General features: G+C 33.5%; 22 protein-coding genes and 1 pseudogene. 1 reads left to right on the forward strand and 22 read right to left on the reverse strand.

The window, feature by feature from the left end; genetic code table 11:
• From ACQY44_RS25110 to ACQY44_RS25215, 22 genes and pseudogenes are all read right to left on the reverse strand, one after another.
• A pseudogene (locus ACQY44_RS25110) lies at nt 1–1074 on the reverse strand (serine hydrolase domain-containing protein); the annotation flags it as partial.
• Nucleotides 1075–1409: 335 nt separating this feature from the next.
• Nucleotides 1410–2177: a T9SS type A sorting domain-containing protein gene (locus ACQY44_RS25115; protein WP_428233010.1), complete on the reverse strand. Its 768-nt coding sequence runs from the start codon at nt 2175–2177 to the stop codon at nt 1410–1412.
• A gap of 147 nt (nt 2178–2324) precedes the next feature.
• On the reverse strand, nt 2325–2696 hold the full coding sequence (locus ACQY44_RS25120; RefSeq protein WP_428233011.1) for a nuclear transport factor 2 family protein: 372 nt from the start codon (nt 2694–2696) through the stop codon (nt 2325–2327).
• 83 nt (nt 2697–2779) lie between these two features.
• Nucleotides 2780–3856: a calcium:proton antiporter gene (locus tag ACQY44_RS25125; RefSeq protein WP_428233012.1), complete on the reverse strand. Its 1077-nt coding sequence runs from the start codon at nt 3854–3856 to the stop codon at nt 2780–2782.
• A gap of 243 nt (nt 3857–4099) precedes the next feature.
• A complete protein-coding gene (locus ACQY44_RS25130; RefSeq protein WP_428233188.1) occupies nt 4100–4426 on the reverse strand; it encodes a hypothetical protein in 327 nt (108 codons plus the stop codon).
• Nucleotides 4411–4818, reverse strand: a complete 408-nt coding sequence (locus ACQY44_RS25135) for a VOC family protein (RefSeq protein ID WP_428233013.1) — start codon at nt 4816–4818, stop codon at nt 4411–4413. The genes ACQY44_RS25130 and ACQY44_RS25135 overlap by 16 nt, the downstream gene beginning before the upstream one ends.
• A 261-nt stretch (nt 4819–5079) precedes the next feature.
• Complete coding sequence (locus tag ACQY44_RS25140; RefSeq protein ID WP_428233014.1) at nt 5080–5583, reverse strand: endonuclease V; 504 nt, start codon at nt 5581–5583, stop codon at nt 5080–5082.
• Nucleotides 5584–5761: 178 nt separating this feature from the next.
• The gene (locus tag ACQY44_RS25145; RefSeq protein WP_428233015.1) at nt 5762–6340 is read right to left on the reverse strand and encodes a YdeI/OmpD-associated family protein; all 579 of its coding nucleotides are present in this window, start codon (nt 6338–6340) and stop codon (nt 5762–5764) included.
• Between the two features lie 13 nt (nt 6341–6353).
• Nucleotides 6354–6920 (reverse strand): DUF4256 domain-containing protein, encoded by a 567-nt coding sequence (locus tag ACQY44_RS25150; RefSeq protein ID WP_428233016.1) that lies wholly within the window; start codon nt 6918–6920, stop codon nt 6354–6356.
• Between the two features lie 5 nt (nt 6921–6925).
• Nucleotides 6926–7381, reverse strand: a complete 456-nt coding sequence (locus ACQY44_RS25155) for an SRPBCC family protein (RefSeq protein ID WP_428233017.1) — start codon at nt 7379–7381, stop codon at nt 6926–6928.
• An 88-nt stretch (nt 7382–7469) separates the two neighbouring features.
• Nucleotides 7470–7853: a DoxX family protein gene (locus ACQY44_RS25160; protein WP_428233018.1), complete on the reverse strand. Its 384-nt coding sequence runs from the start codon at nt 7851–7853 to the stop codon at nt 7470–7472.
• A gap of 6 nt (nt 7854–7859) precedes the next feature.
• Entirely contained in the window at nt 7860–8327 is a 468-nt protein-coding gene (locus ACQY44_RS25165; protein ID WP_428233019.1) for an SRPBCC domain-containing protein, read from the reverse strand.
• 7 nt (nt 8328–8334) lie between these two features.
• Complete coding sequence (locus ACQY44_RS25170) at nt 8335–8658, reverse strand: ArsR/SmtB family transcription factor (RefSeq protein ID WP_428233020.1); 324 nt, start codon at nt 8656–8658, stop codon at nt 8335–8337.
• Between the two features lie 204 nt (nt 8659–8862).
• Nucleotides 8863–10449 carry an ABC-F family ATP-binding cassette domain-containing protein gene (locus ACQY44_RS25175; RefSeq protein WP_428233021.1) on the reverse strand — a complete coding sequence of 529 codons (1587 nt, stop codon included), beginning with the start codon at nt 10447–10449 and terminating at the stop codon, nt 8863–8865.
• 201 nt (nt 10450–10650) lie between these two features.
• Nucleotides 10651–11019 carry a hypothetical protein gene (locus ACQY44_RS25180; protein ID WP_428233022.1) on the reverse strand — a complete coding sequence of 123 codons (369 nt, stop codon included), beginning with the start codon at nt 11017–11019 and terminating at the stop codon, nt 10651–10653.
• A gap of 343 nt (nt 11020–11362) precedes the next feature.
• Complete coding sequence (locus tag ACQY44_RS25185; RefSeq protein ID WP_428233023.1) at nt 11363–12295, reverse strand: transglutaminase; 933 nt, start codon at nt 12293–12295, stop codon at nt 11363–11365.
• An 18-nt stretch (nt 12296–12313) separates the two neighbouring features.
• Entirely contained in the window at nt 12314–13165 is an 852-nt protein-coding gene (locus ACQY44_RS25190) for a substrate-binding domain-containing protein (RefSeq protein WP_428233024.1), read from the reverse strand.
• A gap of 49 nt (nt 13166–13214) precedes the next feature.
• Nucleotides 13215–13688, reverse strand: a complete 474-nt coding sequence (locus ACQY44_RS25195; protein WP_428233025.1) for a DUF4265 domain-containing protein — start codon at nt 13686–13688, stop codon at nt 13215–13217.
• Between the two features lie 11 nt (nt 13689–13699).
• Nucleotides 13700–14092, reverse strand: a complete 393-nt coding sequence (locus ACQY44_RS25200) for a VOC family protein (protein WP_428233026.1) — start codon at nt 14090–14092, stop codon at nt 13700–13702.
• 53 nt (nt 14093–14145) lie between these two features.
• The gene (locus tag ACQY44_RS25205) at nt 14146–15015 is read right to left on the reverse strand and encodes a nucleoside phosphorylase (RefSeq protein ID WP_428233027.1); all 870 of its coding nucleotides are present in this window, start codon (nt 15013–15015) and stop codon (nt 14146–14148) included.
• A gap of 260 nt (nt 15016–15275) precedes the next feature.
• Nucleotides 15276–15608, reverse strand: a complete 333-nt coding sequence (locus tag ACQY44_RS25210; RefSeq protein WP_428233028.1) for a translation initiation factor — start codon at nt 15606–15608, stop codon at nt 15276–15278.
• 111 nt (nt 15609–15719) lie between these two features.
• Nucleotides 15720–16670, reverse strand: a complete 951-nt coding sequence (locus ACQY44_RS25215) for an isopenicillin N synthase family dioxygenase (RefSeq protein ID WP_428233029.1) — start codon at nt 16668–16670, stop codon at nt 15720–15722.
• A 175-nt stretch (nt 16671–16845) separates the two neighbouring features.
• Here ACQY44_RS25215 and ACQY44_RS25220 point away from each other — a divergent pair, with 175 nt between their 5' ends.
• Nucleotides 16846–18822, forward strand: a complete 1977-nt coding sequence (locus tag ACQY44_RS25220; RefSeq protein ID WP_428233030.1) for an alpha-ketoacid dehydrogenase subunit alpha/beta — start codon at nt 16846–16848, stop codon at nt 18820–18822.
• Nucleotides 18823–18827: the final 5 nt, after the last annotated feature.

Consider the following 18827-nt stretch of genomic DNA (forward strand, 5'->3'; position numbering starts at 1 on the left):
ATTGGTTAAAATTACGATCCCCAGGTTAAGATCCGGATACATTGTCACAATAGACAGCATTCCCGGTACACCGCCGATGTGAGATATTTTTAGGTTTCCTTTCTCATCTGCAACTCCCCATCCCAGGCCATAGCCACTAAAATGCGCATTGTATCTTGGATCTGGATTAGCTCCTAAAACGGTATGTATACGCCACATTTCACGGTGATTCTCCGAAGAAAACAATGTTTCCTTCAAATCAGTTCCATATTTACCTTTATTCAAAAACAATGTCATCCATTTAGACATGTCTGTTGCATTAGAAAATATTCCGCCAGCCGCACTGTTCATCTGAACATTAAAAGCCTCAATAGTTTTTATAGTTCCTGATTCTTATGAATGTGGTATGGCAAAGTTGTTTTTGTCGGTGATCAAACTGGTGCCAGCAAAACTATTGCTCATTTGCAAAGGTTCTATAATCCGCTTTTGTACAAATGCCTCATAACTCATCCCGCTTACCCTTGCAATTACTTCACCGGCCACTACATAGAGTAAATTGTCATAATCAAATTTGGTTCGAAATGCAGAAACAGGTTTAAAGTACTGAAAACTCGTCACAACATCTTTAATAGTAAAATTTGAACCATCAGGAAAAAACATCAAATCTCCAACTCCTAATCCAAGTCCGCTTCGATGCGTTAATAAATCCTGGATGTTAAAATTCTCGGTCACATAATCGTTATACATTTTAAATTCAGGGATGTAATCTTTTGCTTTATCAGTCCAGTTCAATTTACCATCATCCTGTAAAATCGAAAGTGCGGCAGCTGTAAATGCTTTGCTATTGGATGCAATTTGAAAATTAGTATATTCATTTACAGGCTTTTTTGTTTCAATAGAAGCAACGCCATACCCTTTTATGTGAATTACTTTTCCGTCTTTGACAACGGCAATTGAAGCACCTGCTACTTTAAATTTTTTCAAGGCATCTTCCATTAAAGCATCAATTTTAGGAGATGCTACTTGCGCAAATGTAGCTGTCGATGCAAAACAAATAAAGAGGAGGGAAGTTAAACGAATTGTTCTTTTTTTCATATTGGTTCTTGTTTTTGAATCTTGTTGGTACTTCTTTTTGACTAACTTTTAATTAAACAATAATAATACTCCTAATTTAAAATAAATTATAGTATAAATTAACAATTATTATTATCTAAATATAAGAAATAACCTTACTCAGCATAATTAATGCAGGCAACTTAATGTAAGACTTGTCAAAATTTATTTTCTCTAATTCTCTGTATAGAATTCTCTTAAATACCCTTCAAAGAAATCGTAAATAAAAAAAACCAGCAGCAAAAAATGTTTTCACTGCTGGTTTCTTTATCTAATAACTTGTATCTGGACAATACCTCTCGAAATGCTTTCTATTTTTATTCTTTTATAAACTTATTCGAAACTTCATTAATTTTATAGATATAAACGCCTGGCTGTAAACCCGAAACATCTAATTTAATAAAATCTTGAGCGTCATTAGAAATGTTTTTTTGTAAAACTAATTTTCCACTTACAGCATATACTTTTAAACTTGAATTTTCTGTTTTGTCTGAAGGATTGGTAATACTTAAAATGTCTTTCACCGGATTAGGATAAGCAACTGAAGCTTTAGATAACTTGTTGGTTTGATTTACAGATAGTGTTCCTGTTAATGAATAAACATCTTTTGTTGTAGTATAAATATCTGACTCATAAAATGCTTTTTGAGTAATTAATTTATAATTGTTAGATAATGTTTTAACGATTAAGGCATCTTGTTTATCCCCAAATTGTTGCAATACTACTCCGTTTTCGTTTACAAGCGTCATTTTGTGAGTTCCTGTCGGACTTCTGGTAACTAGTAAAAACTCTATTAAATTATCTGAATTGAATAATTTATCTGTAAATAAGTACATATTATTTATAATATAACCTGTATCAACCGGTAAATTTACTGTCTTGTAAACTGAATGAGTTTCGGTATAAATTTTTAAAACATTACTGGTATCAAAAGTATAATGATACGATGCTGTTTCAGTATTAAAAAAATAGCTTTGATCTCCTCCTTCATCTTGATTTATTGCATAAGAATGTTCAAGTGTTGCTTGCGAAAAAGAAAGAGTAGTGGTTAAAAATAAAGCAAGTAGAGTAATTTTTTTAGTCATAATTTTTAAATTTGATTTTTAAATGTTTCTCACTCAATAGTACGACTAACATTCTGCCACCACTAAGAGAATGGCAGAATAGAAACCTACTCTGAATAAAGTAAATATAATTGAATTTATCTTCTGAAAAGATCTTCTTAACCTGAATTAATTATTCTCAACCAATTCTATATCCATAGTTTTGATTAATTCGTCCTGAAAGGTATAAATATGTTTTACCATTCCGTCAAATATTAGATTGCCTTGTAACTCTTTTACGTTTTGATGCACATTGACTTCTAAACTTCCGTTATCTCTTTCAACAAAGCCAATTGGTTTCACTTTAGGATCTATTTCAGTCCATTGTCTTGTCCAATATTCCTTGATTTCATTGTGTCCGCTTATGTAGCCACCTTCCCAGGCTTTTGACCATTGTACATCTTTTTGCATTGTTGATAATGCTTTATCAATGTTTCTTTCGTTAAAAGCAGCGTATGCCATTTTGATTACGTCTTCGAATTGATTTTTTGTTTTTGCCATCGTCTAGTACTTGAGTTGTTCAGAATAATGTTATGTAAATATATTTATTTTACCAATACTTTAGACAACTTGGTCTTTAGTGATTAAGGATAAATCATCAGGAATACAAAAGCAAATAGATTTACCAGAAGTACAACTCCGTAAACAATATTGGACTTTCCTTTACTCAAGGACAACATTACAGTAAATACAGACAATGCCAAGAGTACAATAGATTTAATATCAAGTCCGAGAATAATAGGCATGTCCATCATAATACAAACTACTGCAACACTGGGAATAGTTAATCCGATACTTGCCAAAGCAGAACCTAAAGCCAAATTAAGACTCGTCTGAAGTCTGTTTTTTCTTGCTGCGATAATTGCCGCAATAGCCTCAGGTAGTAAAATTATTGCCGCAATAACAACTCCAACTAAGGTTTTTGGCAAATGATAACTAACAATAATACTTTCTATGGTAGGGGATAGCGTTTTAGCCAATAATACTACTATACCTAAACTGATGATAAGAAAAACAAGGCTTGTATAGAAGGTTTTATTATCGATTGCTATTGGCTCAACTACATCTTCATTTTCATCGTCACCAACGGTAAGGAAATATTGTCTGTACCTGCTGGTTTGTGCAAATAGAAAAGAAGCATAAATAACAATACACGCAATTGAAGCAAAAACAAGTTGTGGTAATGAATAATAAGATCCTTTAACGCTTTCGGTAAAAGTAGGGAAGACCAGGGTAAACACAATAATAGAAACTAATGAAACTAAACCTATGGTTACAGAAGAAACAGAAAAATTCTGTTCGTAATGTTTCAGACCACCAATTAAAAGACAAAGACCAATAATACCATTTAGAATAAGCATCGTAGCAGCATAAACTGTATCCCTCGCTAAAGAAGCCGCTTCAGAACCTTCTGATAACATTAGGGACACAATAATTGAAACTTCGATAACCGTTATAGATATAGCTAAAATAATAGTTCCATAAGGCTCTCCAACTCGTTCTGCTATAATTTCTGAATGATGCACTGCTGACATCACACTAAGAATAAGCAATATACTGGCTATGACCTGAAAGAAACTGCTGTTATCTACTAATCCGCTAAAAAAAAGAACCCAGGCAAGTGCCGGAATGATGATGGTCCACTGAAGTAATCGTTTCATATATAAATATTTTTGCCAATCGTTTTTAAGCTAATCCGGCATTTTTAATTTCTCCAAGATAGGGCTTTTATTTTACTATAAGAAGCTAAAACACTATATAATGCCCGCTTAAAGACTAAAAAACCTATCTTTCGGAACAATTTACTTAGAGCTAATACATTTAAGCACAAGACAGTATCAACACAAAAAAAAACTAACTATTCCCAATCAGGTTTTTTTTATATATTTTAAAAATTACTTTATTTATATCGTATTACCAAAACTTTTATTAAGCCTGACCAATCTAATAATTTGATAAACAGCATGATTTTCTACCGATAAAGACCGCACGATTTCAGGAATAGCCTGCATGTGTGCTTCGCATAGATACCCAAAATCAAGTTCTGTAACTATTTTAGCGTGGTTTGAAATAATTGTACTAATTGTAGTATTTGTTACCGGTACTTCTACATATACTAAATAAAAGCCCTCCGAATAGTCTAATGGAGAACCTATATTTTTTAGCAAATGTTCATAATCTTTATTTTCCATGGCGCAGACTCTTTTTCCTATTATTAAATGGGCTCCCAAAGTTCTATTTTATTGCCATCACTATCCATAATGTGTATAAATTTGCCATAATCATAAGTTACTATTTCATCCAGCACAGTTACGCCGTTTTCTTTGAGTTGGCTTACAAGTTCTTCAATATGCTGAACGCGGTAATTAATCATAAAATCTTTTTTGGAAGGGGAGAAGTAGTCATCTCCTTTTTTGAAAGGACTCCATTGCAGGGAATTGATCTCCCCGGGTTTATCGACATTTCCGGATTCAAAAGTAGCTCCCCATTCATTTACATCAAAACCTAAATTTTTAGCATACCAATTTCTGGTTTCCTGAGGATTCTCTGTGAAAAAGAAAATACCGCCAATTCCTGTTACTTTGGGTGTTGCATGATCTGCTTTATTTTTTTGATCTTTCATGTCAGTTGTTTTTTAGTTGTGCATAACAAATTTAAAAAACTTTTATCATTAGCATTGATAATTAGTCTTCTAAACCAGTATTCTTTAAAAAAAAACAGTAGATCCCAAAAATCAAAATCTCAATATATATTAAATGGGCAACGTTTAATTTTTTAATTTTTTATTATCCGGAAAAACACAGTTATTCTTATTTTCAATTTTAGAAAATACGTTCATAGCATTACAACTCCAGTAATTCGTTTCTCTGCGGATGTTCTATGACTACAATTCCTTCGTCAATCGATCCATTTCTTTTAGCAAAGTCGGCATTCTGAATTCTCCAGCCATACTTTCTACTTTCTCAAAAGCATCATCCAGATCAATACCAATAGCAGTTACAAACAATGGCTTTTTGCTGTCACCTCTAAATAACGTTTTTTTGTATTTTTCGATCGAGGCAAAATTGGTTTTGGCCACGCCAATAACCGGAATTTCTTTATTGAGCTTTTCATATAAATGACCTCCTAAACCATATTTCTTTTCATCATCCAGATAAACAAATCCGTCGACAACAATATATTCAATAGCCCTCAAATCAAATTGATTTAGCAAACTTATGATACAAGGCAATTCTCTTCTGTAAAATTCGCCCGGAATATACTCTTCTACATTCCCGATGATTTCGGTATGAACCTTAAAATTTTCACTTTGATTCCATTTTGTAAATTCTATGCAAACTGTTTTTGCTTTTCCGTCAAAGTAATAGGTATCGAAGGCTAGTATCATTTAGTTTTAAAATTATTTTAATATTAGAATGTAATTTATTTTTTAGTTGGCAAGAGCGAATATAAAACTATTTCTACAACAGCTATAAATTGTGTTTCACATAATGCAGTTCTGTTAATAAAAAAAACTCCATTGCTAATGGAGTTTCTTGTCTGTTTTTTTTATTTTTTAAACATCATCAATCATTCAATCCTTTTCCTTCTATAATCTGATCAATTACTTTCTCAATTCTTGATTCTCTTGTTTTAGATTGTTTTGGAGATGAAAAATACAGTAAGTAAGCTCTTTGCCTTCCCGGAGTTAAAGCTTTGAATGCCGTTTCGAGTTTAGTATTTTCGTCTAATTTCTTTTGAAACTCTTCTGAAATCTCAAATTCTTTTGTTTTCTTCAATACCACTTTTAACCCCGCTTTTTCGACTTCGACAGCTTGGTAAACATACGTTTTTAGAATCGATTTTTGATCTGCAATTTCGTCAAGACGTGTAAACCGAATTTGTCTTGCCGCCTGAACATTTTTAGATTGTTGAATTAGGATTCCATCTGTATCACTTAATAAAGCACCTTTAAAAAATAAAAGCGCACAATAGTCCTTGAACGCATGAATTAAAACAATATTATTGCCCTGAAAAGTATAACAAGGACAGCCCCATTTGAGTTCTTCAGTTAATTGACAATCTAAAACAATTTTCCGTAACTCCTCTTGTTCTTTCTGCCATTTGGCGTCTTTCTCAAAATAAAAATCAACTTTTGGATTCATACTTTATTTTTGATTAAACTCGTAATAAACCGCGAAAACCTCTTGCCGCATAATATGATTCAGCGCCGTTATGATAAACAAATACAGTATTATAGCGAAAATCAGAAAATAAGGCACCTCCCAATTTTCGAATAGCAGACGGTGTTACAATCCAGCTGGATGTTTTGGCATCAAAATTTCCCAATTCCTGAAGTTCCTTGTATTGTTCTTCATTTAAAATTTCAATTCCCATTTCGGCAGCCCTATTAATTGCACTGTCCACAGGTTTATTCTCTTTCCTTTTTTCCAATGCTTCATGGTCATAACACAAACTTCTGCGACCTTTAGGACTTTCCGGAGAGCAATCATAAAAAATATATTCGTCTGTTTTTTTATCGTAACCCACAACATCCGGCTCACCTTCAGTTCTTTCCATTTCATCCAGTGACCATAATTTATGAGGATTTGCTTCTAGTTTTGCTTGTACTTTACACCATTCAATCCCTTTGTGCCGTTGGATGTTTTTTTCAAAACGTGCTGCCAGAACATTTAGTAATTCTTCTTGTTGTTCAGGAGATAACTTGTTTTTATGTGCATTCATATCATTTATACTTTATTAGCAAGATATTTTTCAAGTTTATCTAAATTTTCCTGCTGGCCTTTGTCAGCTTTATGCGCTTTTACTACACTGTCACGCATTTCCCGGGTATCAAATAACATTGACCAGTCCAGTACAGTTTTTTCGGCTTTGGTTTCAAATTTAACTGTCGTAATAAAATGAGGATTCAAATGTTCAAACACAATTTTCTCAAACAAAATAATTTCTTTGAAAATACTTCGGTTGGGATAATTGGTTCCGTCCGGGCCATGCATTGTTAGATCCCATCCTCCGTTTTCGTGAAGATCCATTTTGTGAATCGTATTCGTAAAACCATTGGGACCCCACCAAACTTCAATATGTTCGGGATTTGTCCACATTTCCCAAACTAAATCAATTGGCGCATTTAACGTTCTTGTAGTATGCAACTTTCTTTCCTGATTGTTACTGTTTTCTTTATCCATTTGAAGTTCTCTTTATTAGATAGATAATATGTTTTATTTCTGATTGCTAAATTTCAGCTTTACTAAGTTAGAAATAATTTCAGGACGATCAGGAATTAAACGATGTGATTTTTCTTTCAACAGGTCTGAAATACCAGGATGTAATCGTTAGAATTAGTAATAGTACAGGGCCAAAAAGAGTTAAAGTGGCATCTCCACAAGCCAGATGAGAAAAAATAGCTCCGGACATCGCAAAAAAGAATCCCGCATAAGCCCATTCTTTTAACAAAGGAAATTTAGGAATTAATATTGCAATTACGCCTAATATTTTCCAGATTCCTAATAAGGTCAAAAAATAAATAGGGTAGCCCAAATGGCGCATCATATCTACTTCATCTTTCATTTTTAGTATTTGTACCACTCCGGTTGATGTCATTCCTAAGGCAAGCCAAAGAGTAGCAATCCAATAGATGATTTTGTTTCGTTTTGTCATGCTGTTTTATTTTAGTTGGTTTACGATATCTTGTAATCTGTTGTGAGCCATATTAATGCCTTGTGCAAAAGGTAATTTCAGCATTTGATCTCTAAGATCCGGAGATTTATAAATAATATGCATAGTAAGTTTACTTTTTTCTGTAGAGATCGATTCAAACTCTAAAAATTCAAGCTGAGCTGCAAAAGGGGAGTTTTCCATCTCGAATGTTCTTGTAATTCTTTGGTTTTCGATAAACTCATGAATGACACCATTTGCTTTAAACACAACATTTCCTTTATGATCTTTAGTTTCAAATTGATAACTGCCGTACTTTTTGCTTTCGAGTTTCAGCACTTTTGTGCCCATCCATTGTGCTACAATTTCAGGTTCGTCATAAGCTTTAAAAAGCAATGCAAGCGGAAGATCAAATTCTCGTGTAATTACGAGATCTTGTTGGCCATCTTCGGCACTAATTTTTGTTTTGAGTTCCATAAACAATCTATTCTTTAGGTTTGTAGTTTTTCATGATAGTTTCTAATGTATTAAATCGATCGTCCCACATTTGGCGAAAAGGCTCAATAAAATCAGCTACTTCCTTCATTTTTATAGCATTAATGTGATAGTAAATTTCCCTTCCATTTTGAGCTTGTTCCAGCAATTCGCATTCGGTAAGGATCTGAATGTGTTTTGAAATTGTTTGTCTCGACGAATCAAATTTTTCCGCTATTGTTCCGGGTGTCATAGCCTGAATAGCCACCAAACTCAATATTGCCCTGCGGGTAGGGTCGGCAATTGCCTGAAATACATCTCTACGAATTTCCATTGTGCAGTTATTTGACTGCAAATATAATGCAGTTATTTAACTGCACAAATTTTTTTGATAATTTTTTTGAGGTTTAATTACAGGTAAACTGTTCATTACCAGTAATAATAAGTAAAATAATTAAAGTTTGGGTTCTTTTAGAAAAACAAAAACCTCCAAAATTCTGTTGTTTTTGAAGGTTCAGTATTAGGGGTTTATAAAATTTTAAAGTTCAATCGTTTTTTCAATATTGATCTGTTCCAGAAAAGATTCATCGTGTGAAACCACAATCAAAGTTCCCTGATAGTGATTAATAGCGGCAGTCAGAATTTCTATGTTCTGAATATCTAAATTGTTCGTTGGCTCATCTAATATGATAATGTCCGGCGATTCATTATTTATTGTTAAACAACAAAGCATTAGTCGCATTTTCTCTCCGCCGCTTAATGCACCGCAAGTTTTATCCCAATATTCCCTGTCGAACAAAAAGCGGTTCAGTCTCATTTTTATCTCATGTTCTTCAAGTCCTGAAGTATTAAATTCCTGGGCTTGTTCATAGATTTTAAGATTATTGTTTATTAATGAATAATCCTGATCGATGTAAACAGATTTGTTTTCTGCCCTGTAAACTGTTCCTGATTTTGGTGTTAATTTTCCGAGTATGATTTTAATTAAAGTCGTTTTACCGGATCCGTTAGCACCTTTAAGCGCAATTCTTTCTCTGCTGGTTATTTCAATATCCAGATCATTCTTCCAGAGCATCAGCTCATTGCAATTAAAGTTAATTGCACTTGCCTTAAAAAGAATTTTTCCCTTATGCAAAGCCGAATTATCAAAACCAAATTTCATCTGATCACTATCGGGCAGGACAGAACGTAGTTCGCGCAGTTTTCTCGAAATTCCATCAATTTTCTCTACATGAACACTTTTGAGTTTTGATGCACTATTTTCGGCATTATTGCGCAAAGTATTCATCATTATCCGTGCAACACCTGAATTTTCCTGTTTCTTCTTTCCACGTGCATCCAGTTTTTGCTGCCTTTCTAAAGTTTCGCGCTCTTTTTCTTTAGCTTTTCGTAAGGCTTTTTCTTTACTGTGCAAATCGTGGTTTAAAGCATCATTTTCGATTTGTTTCTGTTCAGTATAAAAGTCATAATTTCCACCATAAATAGCAATACCGCGTTTACTAAGTTCATAAACAGTATTCAGGAGATTTAATAATTTCCGATCATGACTTACGACAATCAAACTACTGTTTGCAGATGTAATAAAATCATACAACACTTCTCTGGCAACTTTGTCAAGATGATTGCTGGGTTCGTCAAGCAAAACCAATTCCGGCTCGTGAATCAAAATACCAGCCAGAAAAACTTTTGTCTTTTGTCCGCCGCTTAAGGTTTCCATTTTTTGTGTTAAATCTAAGTCTGATAATTGCCAGTAATCAAGTGCATTATTACAGCGCTCTTCAATAGTCCAGTCGTCGTTTAAAACATTTAAATTTTCTTCTGTAACATTTCCGTCTAATATTTCCCTGAGAGCATTCAGTTTATGATTGACACGCAATGCTTCAGCAATAGTAAAATCATTGTATTGCCCAAAGATTTGGGGTATATAATATAACTCAGAACCAACTCTTATTTCTCCGCCCGAGGCTTGTAGTCCGCCTGAAATAATTTTTAATAGTGTTGATTTTCCAACACCATTATGTCCAATTAATGCGATTTTTTCGTGATTATTGACGGTAAAACTAATATTGTCAAACAATAAATCACCGTTGGTGTGTTGATATGAAATGTTTTGTAGAATAAGCATAATTTCTTTCTCTAGAGATGAATAAATAGGGTAACGGCGAATGCTGTTTACTCTTTAAATTGTCTGAAAGAAATTATTTTTCACATAAAATTATGCCTTTATTTAAGATTGCAAAGATACAAATTGTGTTTTAAACTATAATAAAAAACCACGCTGCATTTTATTACAGAGTGGTTAAATTAATTTATATGTGATTGTTGGTTATATTTTTTTGAGTGTTATTTTCATTTCTTTGCTGTCTAATATCAGTTGATCATCTGTTATAGTACTTTGACAAGGATATGGAGTTCCTGTTTCATCTTTTATTACTAAACTTTTTCCACCATTAGACAATACAAAAGTACCATTGTTAATTTCATTTTGTAAATATCCCGTTACATGTCCGTCTTCCGTAAAAGTCAGTGTTCCATTAGTCAGAATCACATTTTTTAAAGAATCAGAAAGGGCAATTTTAGGTTCAACTGTAGTGATTTTCCACGAATTCACCAGTTTATTTCGACCTTTATGGCATGAAATCATTAATACTGCTAATAATGTAATTCCGAGGATAAATAAGTTAGATTTTCTCATGATTTTGTGATTAATGTTAGACATTAGAAAATTACAAAATTTATTTTAATTAAAAATCTAAAAATCAAATATTTGCAAATTAAGCAGCAATTAAACCTACAAAAATATATTTTTAATTTATAGTTTTATCACATTGACTAAGTGGTGATTATAAAATTAACCGCAAAGAACGCACAGAATAGTAATTAAGGTTTAATAAAAACACAAAGTTCGCAAAGCTTAATTGTAAAACTTTGCGAACTTTGCGTAAATCTTTGCGAATCTTTACGGTTAAATCTAAATCCGTAATCTCTAGTAAAAACCTTTGTTCCTTTATTCCTCAGAACCTTAGTGCCTTAAAAAACTATTTCAAAGTCAATGCCCCCAAAATTTCTTCATACATAAAAGGGCCTCCCGGATATTTGGCAGTATAATCAAGATTCATCCAGACTTGTCCGCGTTCATCCATGTGGTAATGAATTTTCTTTCCGTAACTTTCTTTTACAAAGAGTACATTTTTGATCAAATAATTGACCTTTTCCAAATCAATTAAAGAACCTATTAATATTTCAGGATAAATATGACCTTTGGTATGAATTAATCTGGGAGTTCCGCCAATAGAACGAATCGCAGCAGCCATTAAAATAGAATGGTCGTCGCAATCACCTGAAAAATATTCCAGTGATTCGCTTGCAGTGGCAATATAATCACCTTCTTTGGGGTCATTTACATAATTCCAACGGCTATTAATCTCTTTAAAAACTGCAAAACACTGAATGATCGTTCTGTAGTCCGAATATCCTTTTATACCTTTAAAATGCTTTGTAGTGGCCATTATGGCAAAATTTCGAACCTTTGGATTCTGATATTCTATCGCATTAATGATTTTTGATTTATTTGGAAACGGAAGCAATTTCGCCACAATAATATCTTGCGGAAAAGGATTGTCAGACATGGTATAAATCATCGAATTATAATCCTCAGAGATTTCACTAAAACCATAATTTCCAATAACGCTTCCGTAAATCAAAACCAATAAATAGACTGCAATACACAGAATAATGATGGTTCGCAGATACATTAAGAGAAAGAAAAGAGCAGTAAAAACAAAGATAAAAATAAAGACACGGTCTAAATTAAAAGGCCATTCTAAATCGATCAGGTTTTGATGCAGTATGATAAAAATTGGTATCGTAATCAAAAGACTCAACAGCATGATAATAACCCTATCCCAGGGTGATTTCACCTGTAATTTGGATTTTAATTGCGGAAAGTCAATTTTAGGAAATTTTATCATAAGAATCAAAAGCAGTATTTACAGCGCTTTTACAGTTTCAACAAAAGTACTTTTTTTATCAATAATTCCGAGATCAAATAACTGATTTTGAATTTTAATAAAGGCTTTTTCACTCAAATTCTTTTGTGACCATTGCGTAAGTTTTAACCATTCCTGAATATCTTCAATTTTTTGATTGAAAAGCCCGGATAAGGTTTTGTCTATATTAGGAATCTGAGTAAAATCCTCTGTTGTTTTATTTATAATTTCGAGTATTTTTTCTACAGTCTTAGGATTTTTTTTCAGGAATTCATCACGAACTGTAATAACAAATGACGGCCATGGAGTAGGACAATCCTCAACACGTCTAAAAATACCCTGGTCTACAAGTGGTTTAGTCATAAAACGCTCCCACATAAAGTAATCTGCAGTTCCCTTTGTCAAAGCTTCAACGGCTCCGTCGATTGTATTTATGATTTCAAATGACAAATCATCCGTTTTCCAGCCATTTTCATGTGCATTTACATAAGCCATCAGTTGTGATCCTGAACCAATTCTTGAAATTGCTACTTTTTTATCCTTAAGGTCCGCCACAGTATGATAATCTGATTTTGCGGCAACGTGAATTCCCCAGATTAAAGGCGACTGTACATAAATTTGAACAATTTTGCTTTTGTTACCTCCAACAATGTCCTTTATAATTCCTTCGGTTAAAATTACAGCGATATCGGCTTCACCATCACGAAGCATCTGACACATCTTACCTGTACCTTCAGGAATGTTTTTCCATTGTAAATCAATGTTTTCAGCCTCAAATTCACCATTTTCAATACATAAATGCCATGGCAAATTGAAGTGTTCCGGAACACCTACAATTTTTACAGTTTTCATTTTTAGTTAAGTTTAAGTTTGGTAAGCGTATTCTAAGTTTGTTTGTTGATTAATTTTTTAATAAATCGGCTCTGTGTTTTTCAGAAAGGCAAGGTTCAGTAAATTCTATTACTGAATTCGATTCGTACTCATCCAATAGACTTTTTACGATCGAGTAGTCAACATTTTTCACAATTTCAACAGCAAAAAAAGTGTCATTTAAAGCCTCTGACAGGCAGTTAATCGTTTTTAATTTTTCCCTGATAAGTGTTGCGTCGAATTCTTTTTCCAATACTAAAACCTGAAGAATTGAATTTCCGGAACTTTCTATTGTTTCCCTGTGCATAAAGTTTTTTTCAGCGTCATCATATTCTGCACGAAAAATATCGTCAGTTGCGATCAAAGGCCCAAAAAACGGAATGTTATCTAATTTGAAGTGTCCTTTCTCCAAATCAACAATTTCTGCCCACATTGTTTCTGAAACAATTTCCTCTAAGTAAGTACTATAATATTTAAATACTATTTTTTTATGTGATTCCTGCATTATTCAATTTACTAATTTATTTCACTTATTATTGCCTTCAACGGCGACAAAACAATTCGGTAACCATCCGGATCCAGAAACATTTTTCCGTTTTCATTCCAAAAAGGATTATTTGAAGTTATCATTGAAATGTTGTTATACATAAGCTTGTTTATCAATTCATCATAATCTAAAATTGATTTCGGATAAAGCACAATTACATCATCCTTATCAAAGGTATGATTTGCTTTTTCTTCAGATTTCGTGAATTCAAAATGCCAGTCCAAACCTGATTTACCAATAAAGACACCCTCGTAATTATTATGATTCTGAAAATCACCTAAGAATTCAAAACCCAGAATATTTACGTAAAAATTTGAAATTCTCACCAAATCATCGGTATGTCGCGCGACTCTCAAAAACATAAACTTAGTTTATTAGTGTAATTATCTAATTCTCAAATTGACAAATTCGCTACTTAATTTCCTGCGAGTTTATTCAATGTATAAGTAATCAATTCATCAACAGCTTTATAAGGATCTTCACTAAAAGTTCCTGATGCACGATTGGCAATAATAGCATTCAACGACAAGGCATTATGCCCTAAAAGTGCCGAAAGCCCATAAATCGCAGCTGTTTCCATCTCTAAGTTAGTAATTCTTTCGTCATTAAAATTAAAATTATCCATTTTACTGTTTAATTCTTCATCCTGAATATTCAAACGCAAAACACGTCCTTGTGGTCCATAAAAACCTCCGGCAGTTGCCGTAATTCCTTTGAATATTTTATCTGATTCTATGATTTTTTCTAATTTTTCAGAACAGGCAATTGCATAAGGCCTTCCTTTTCTAATATCCCAATTCGTATGACTGATAAAAGCATCTTCGACTGCTGCATTCGACACTTCATCAATCAAATAGGAGCGGAGCATATTGTCTAATCCTAATCCAAATTTAGACATTACAAAACTATCTACAGGGATATCTTTTTGTAAAGATCCCGAAGTTCCAATTCTGATAATATTTAATGAGGTAAGATTTTCTTTTGGCTCACGTGTTTTCAAATCGATATTAACCAAAGCATCTAGTTCATTTACAACAATATCAATATTGTCAGGACCAATTCCTGTTGACATTACAGAAATTCTTTTGCCTTTATAAATTCCCGTTTGGGTTTTAAATTCTCTTTTTTGAGTTGAAAATTCAATAGAATCAAAAAACTGAGTGATTTTTTCGACTCTGTTTTGGTCTCCAACAAAAATTATATCGTTTGCTATATGTTCAGGAAGAAGGTTTAAATGGTAAACACTTCCGTCCGGATTAAGTATTAATTCTGAAGATTGTATCATTTTTTTTAAGTTGCTAAGGTTCTAAGTTACAAAGTTGCAAAGGTTTTCTGTAGAGGTACATAATTTTTTTTGCCTGCAGATTTTTTTCTAAAATTTAATTTTTTTTCAAGTTCCAAATTCTAAAACCCGAAATCTAAAACATTTCAGGCCAAAGCTTTGCAAACTCTGCGTTTTTATAAAATCTTAAGATTAAATTTCTTTGCGTTCTTTGCGGTTAAATTTTTATAAGATTGGTATTTAAAAAATTGGATTTTATTAATTTATCCACCAACTCTTTTCGTTTTAAATCCTTTTGCTTTAAGGATTTCCATTATTTTATCGCGATAATCACCCTGAATGATGATTGATGCATCTTTGAAAGTTCCGCCAACGCTCAATTTTGTTTTAATTTCTTTAGCCAGAATTTTAAAATCTTCGTCGGATCCTTCGTAACCTTCGATAATAGTGGTTGCTTTTCCTTTTCTTTTTTCGAATTTACAAATCATAGGTTCTTTTTGAATAAAAAGAACATGATCCTGTTCCTGAACTTCTTCAGGTTCATTTGATTCGATATGATCCGGAAATAAATTTTTTAATTGATCTTGTAAGTCCATAAATTTTTACGCTAAAAAATAAATTTCAAATATTAAATGTGATTAAAAATTAAATTCCAAATCCCAATCAGAATTGGAATTTGGAATTTTAATATTGGAATTTGTTTAAGTTTATTTTTTAATTAAACCTAAATCTACTAAACGTTCGTATAAATAGTCTCCTGCAGTAATATCTTCGAATTTCTTAGGATTCTCAGCATCAATACAGTTCTCTAAACAATCCAGACGCATATCACTTACAGGATGCATAAAAAACGGAATAGAGAAACGTGAAGTTCCCCATAATTCTCTTGGAGGATTTACCACCTGGTGGATCGTTGATTTTAGTTTGTTATTAGTATGTCTTGATAACATATCTCCTACATTAATAACCAATTGATCGTCCTCAGCGATAGCATCAATCCATTCGCCATCATGATTCTGAACTTGTAATCCTTTACCCTGAGCGCCCATTAAAAGCGTAATCAGATTAATGTCTCCATGAGCTGCTGCACGAATCGCGTTTTCCGGCTCAGAAGTAATTGGTGGGTAATGGATAGGTCTTAAAATAGAGTTTCCGTCTTTTGCATACTGATCAAAATAAAACTCATCTAAACCTAAATGCAGCGCCAAAGCTCTTAACACATAAACACCTGTTTTTTCAAGCATTTGATACGCCTCTTTACCCACAACATTAAAACGTGGCAATTCTGTTACTTCAACATTTTCAGGATATTCTGAAGCATATTTTGAAGTCGCATCCACATACTGACCAAAATGCCAGAATTCTTTCAAATCTCCCTCTTTACGTCCTTTAGCATGTTCTTTTCCAAAAGAAACATAGCCTCTTTGCCCGCCAATTCCGGGAATTTCATAATTATGCTTAGTTTCTACTGGCAAAGCGAAAAATTTTCTAATTTCGCTATAAAGCTCGTCTACCAACTGGTCGTCTAAAAAGTGACCTTTTAGGGCTACGAAGCCAATGTTTTCAAATGCACTGCCGATTTCATTTACAAATTTTTGTTTACGTTTCGGGTCGTCCGAAAGGAAATCACGTAAGTCTACACTAGGAATGTTTTGCATACTTTACATTTTTATTTAAAAGGATAAAAGGTGTTATAAGGGCCTTTCAGTAACAAAGGTAGAGAATATTTTAGATTTGAATTTTAAAAGTTATATTAAAATTAAAAAAATATAACAAAAATAAATAAAATTGTTATATTTTTCTATATTTGAAACACCAAAAACAACAAAGCCAATGATCTATTACAGACAAAACCTTACTGATACACAATTATTAGATTTATATAAAAAAATACTCAAACCCCGTTTGATCGAAGAAAAAATGCTGATCTTAATCCGACAGGGAAAAGTGTCAAAATGGTTTTCCGGAATAGGGCAGGAGGCAATTGCAGTAGGGGTGACGGCAGTTTTAGACGAATCAGAATATGTATTACCGATGCATCGAAACCTGGGGGTTTTTACCACCCGAAACATTCCTTTGCACCGATTGTTCTCACAATGGCAGGGAAAAGCAAATGGCTTTACAAAAGGCAGGGACCGAAGCTTTCACTTTGGTACACAAGAATATAAAATTATTGGTATGATTTCGCATCTGGGACCACAATTAGGGATCGCAGACGGAATCGCATTAGCGGATACACTTCAAAAAAATAAAAAAGTAACTGCTGTTTTTACAGGAGAAGGCGCTACAAGTGAAGGGGATTTTCATGAAGCACTGAATATTGCCGCTGTTTGGAAATTGCCTGTAATGTTCATCATCGAAAACAATGGCTACGGACTTTCAACACCTACAAACGAACAATATGCCTGCGAAAACTTAGCAGATAAAGGAGTAGGTTATGGTACTGACAGTTATATAATCGACGGAAACAATATACTGGAAGTTTACAATAAACTGTCCCAGTTAAAAGAACACATGCAGGAAGATCCACATCCGGTTTTATTAGAGTTTAAAACTTTTAGAATGCGCGGCCACGAAGAGGCGAGTGGTACCAAATATGTTCCGCAGGAATTAATGGACGAATGGGCAGCCAAAGATCCTGTAACCAACTATAGAGATTATTTGATCGAAGCTGGCGTTCTTACTAAAGAATATGACGAGCAATTGCATGCAGCAATCAAACAGGAAATCGACGAAAATTGGGCAATCGCAAATGCCGAGCCGGAAATTATTCCAACTTATAGCGGAGAATTAGATGATGTTTACAAAACCTATCAACATGAAGAAGTTAGTCCTTCAGAAGAAATAAAAAACATACGATTCATAGATGCTATCAGATATAGTTTAGAGCAATCTATGAAACGTCATGGGAATCTTGTCATTATGGGCCAGGATATTGCAGAATATGGTGGTGCCTTTAAAATCACAGATGGCTTCGTAGACTTATTTGGAAAAGATCGCGTACGGAATACACCAATTTGTGAGAGCGCAGTGGTGTCTACTGCAATGGGACTATCTATAAATGGTTATAAAGCAATTGTCGAAATGCAGTTTGCTGATTTTGTTTCTACAGGATTTAATCCAATTGTGAATTTATTGGCCAAATCACATTATCGCTGGGGCGAAAAGGCTGATGTTGTGGTTCGCATGCCATGTGGCGGCGGAACTCAGGCCGGACCTTTTCATTCGCAAACCAATGAAGCCTGGTTTACCAAAACGCCGGGTTTAAAAGTAGTCTATCCGGCTTTTCCGTATGACGCAAAAGGTTTATTAAATAGTTCTATAAACGATCCAAATCCTGTTTTGTTTTTCGAACACAAACAACTGTATAGAAGCGTTTATCAGGACGTTCCTGTTGATTATTATACGATCCCGTTAGGTAAAGCAGCTTTATTAAAAGAAGGAAATCAAGTGACGATTATCGCATTTGGAGCTCCGGTACATTGGGCGCTGGAAACTTTATCCAAAAATCCTGAAATTGAAGCTGATTTGATCGATTTAAGAACTTTGCAACCGCTGGACACTGAAAGTGTTTTTACTTCGGTTAAAAAGACCGGAAGGGTAATTATTTATCAGGAAGACACTTTGTTTGGCGGAATAGCAAGTGATATTTCGGCTTTAATTATGGAAGAATGTTTTGAATATCTGGATGCTCCTGTAAAAAGGGTGGCGAGTTTAGATTCTCCAATTCCGTTTACAAAAGCATTAGAAGATCAATTTTTACCTAAAAATCGTTTTGAGGAAGTTTTATTAGAATTATTGAAATATTGATTACA

Source organism: Flavobacterium sp. (genome assembly GCF_965277525.1).
Classification (GTDB): domain Bacteria; phylum Bacteroidota; class Bacteroidia; order Flavobacteriales; family Flavobacteriaceae; genus Flavobacterium.

Excerpts from the sequence above, each read along its gene's own strand:
- ACQY44_RS25115 (WP_428233010.1), bottom strand. The coding sequence starts at position 2,177 with ATGACTAAAAAAATTACTCTACTTGCTTTATTTTTAACCACTACTCTT.
- ACQY44_RS25120 (WP_428233011.1), bottom strand. The coding sequence starts at position 2,696 with ATGGCAAAAACAAAAAATCAATTCGAAGACGTAATCAAAATGGCATAC.
- ACQY44_RS25125 (WP_428233012.1), bottom strand. The coding sequence starts at position 3,856 with ATGAAACGATTACTTCAGTGGACCATCATCATTCCGGCACTTGCCTGG.
- ACQY44_RS25135 (WP_428233013.1), bottom strand. The coding sequence starts at position 4,818 with ATGAAAGATCAAAAAAATAAAGCAGATCATGCAACACCCAAAGTAACA.
- ACQY44_RS25140 (WP_428233014.1), bottom strand. The coding sequence starts at position 5,583 with ATGATACTAGCCTTCGATACCTATTACTTTGACGGAAAAGCAAAAACA.
- ACQY44_RS25145 (WP_428233015.1), bottom strand. The coding sequence starts at position 6,340 with ATGAATCCAAAAGTTGATTTTTATTTTGAGAAAGACGCCAAATGGCAG.
- ACQY44_RS25150 (WP_428233016.1), bottom strand. The coding sequence starts at position 6,920 with ATGAATGCACATAAAAACAAGTTATCTCCTGAACAACAAGAAGAATTA.
- ACQY44_RS25155 (WP_428233017.1), bottom strand. The coding sequence starts at position 7,381 with ATGGATAAAGAAAACAGTAACAATCAGGAAAGAAAGTTGCATACTACA.
- ACQY44_RS25160 (WP_428233018.1), bottom strand. The coding sequence starts at position 7,853 with ATGACAAAACGAAACAAAATCATCTATTGGATTGCTACTCTTTGGCTT.
- ACQY44_RS25165 (WP_428233019.1), bottom strand. The coding sequence starts at position 8,327 with ATGGAACTCAAAACAAAAATTAGTGCCGAAGATGGCCAACAAGATCTC.
- ACQY44_RS25170 (WP_428233020.1), bottom strand. The coding sequence starts at position 8,658 with ATGGAAATTCGTAGAGATGTATTTCAGGCAATTGCCGACCCTACCCGC.
- ACQY44_RS25175 (WP_428233021.1), bottom strand. The coding sequence starts at position 10,449 with ATGCTTATTCTACAAAACATTTCATATCAACACACCAACGGTGATTTA.
- ACQY44_RS25180 (WP_428233022.1), bottom strand. The coding sequence starts at position 11,019 with ATGAGAAAATCTAACTTATTTATCCTCGGAATTACATTATTAGCAGTA.
- ACQY44_RS25185 (WP_428233023.1), bottom strand. The coding sequence starts at position 12,295 with ATGATAAAATTTCCTAAAATTGACTTTCCGCAATTAAAATCCAAATTA.
- ACQY44_RS25190 (WP_428233024.1), bottom strand. The coding sequence starts at position 13,165 with ATGAAAACTGTAAAAATTGTAGGTGTTCCGGAACACTTCAATTTGCCA.
- ACQY44_RS25195 (WP_428233025.1), bottom strand. The coding sequence starts at position 13,688 with ATGCAGGAATCACATAAAAAAATAGTATTTAAATATTATAGTACTTAC.
- ACQY44_RS25200 (WP_428233026.1), bottom strand. The coding sequence starts at position 14,092 with ATGTTTTTGAGAGTCGCGCGACATACCGATGATTTGGTGAGAATTTCA.
- ACQY44_RS25205 (WP_428233027.1), bottom strand. The coding sequence starts at position 15,015 with ATGATACAATCTTCAGAATTAATACTTAATCCGGACGGAAGTGTTTAC.
- ACQY44_RS25210 (WP_428233028.1), bottom strand. The coding sequence starts at position 15,608 with ATGGACTTACAAGATCAATTAAAAAATTTATTTCCGGATCATATCGAA.
- ACQY44_RS25215 (WP_428233029.1), bottom strand. The coding sequence starts at position 16,670 with ATGCAAAACATTCCTAGTGTAGACTTACGTGATTTCCTTTCGGACGAC.
- ACQY44_RS25220 (WP_428233030.1), top strand. The coding sequence starts at position 16,846 with ATGATCTATTACAGACAAAACCTTACTGATACACAATTATTAGATTTA.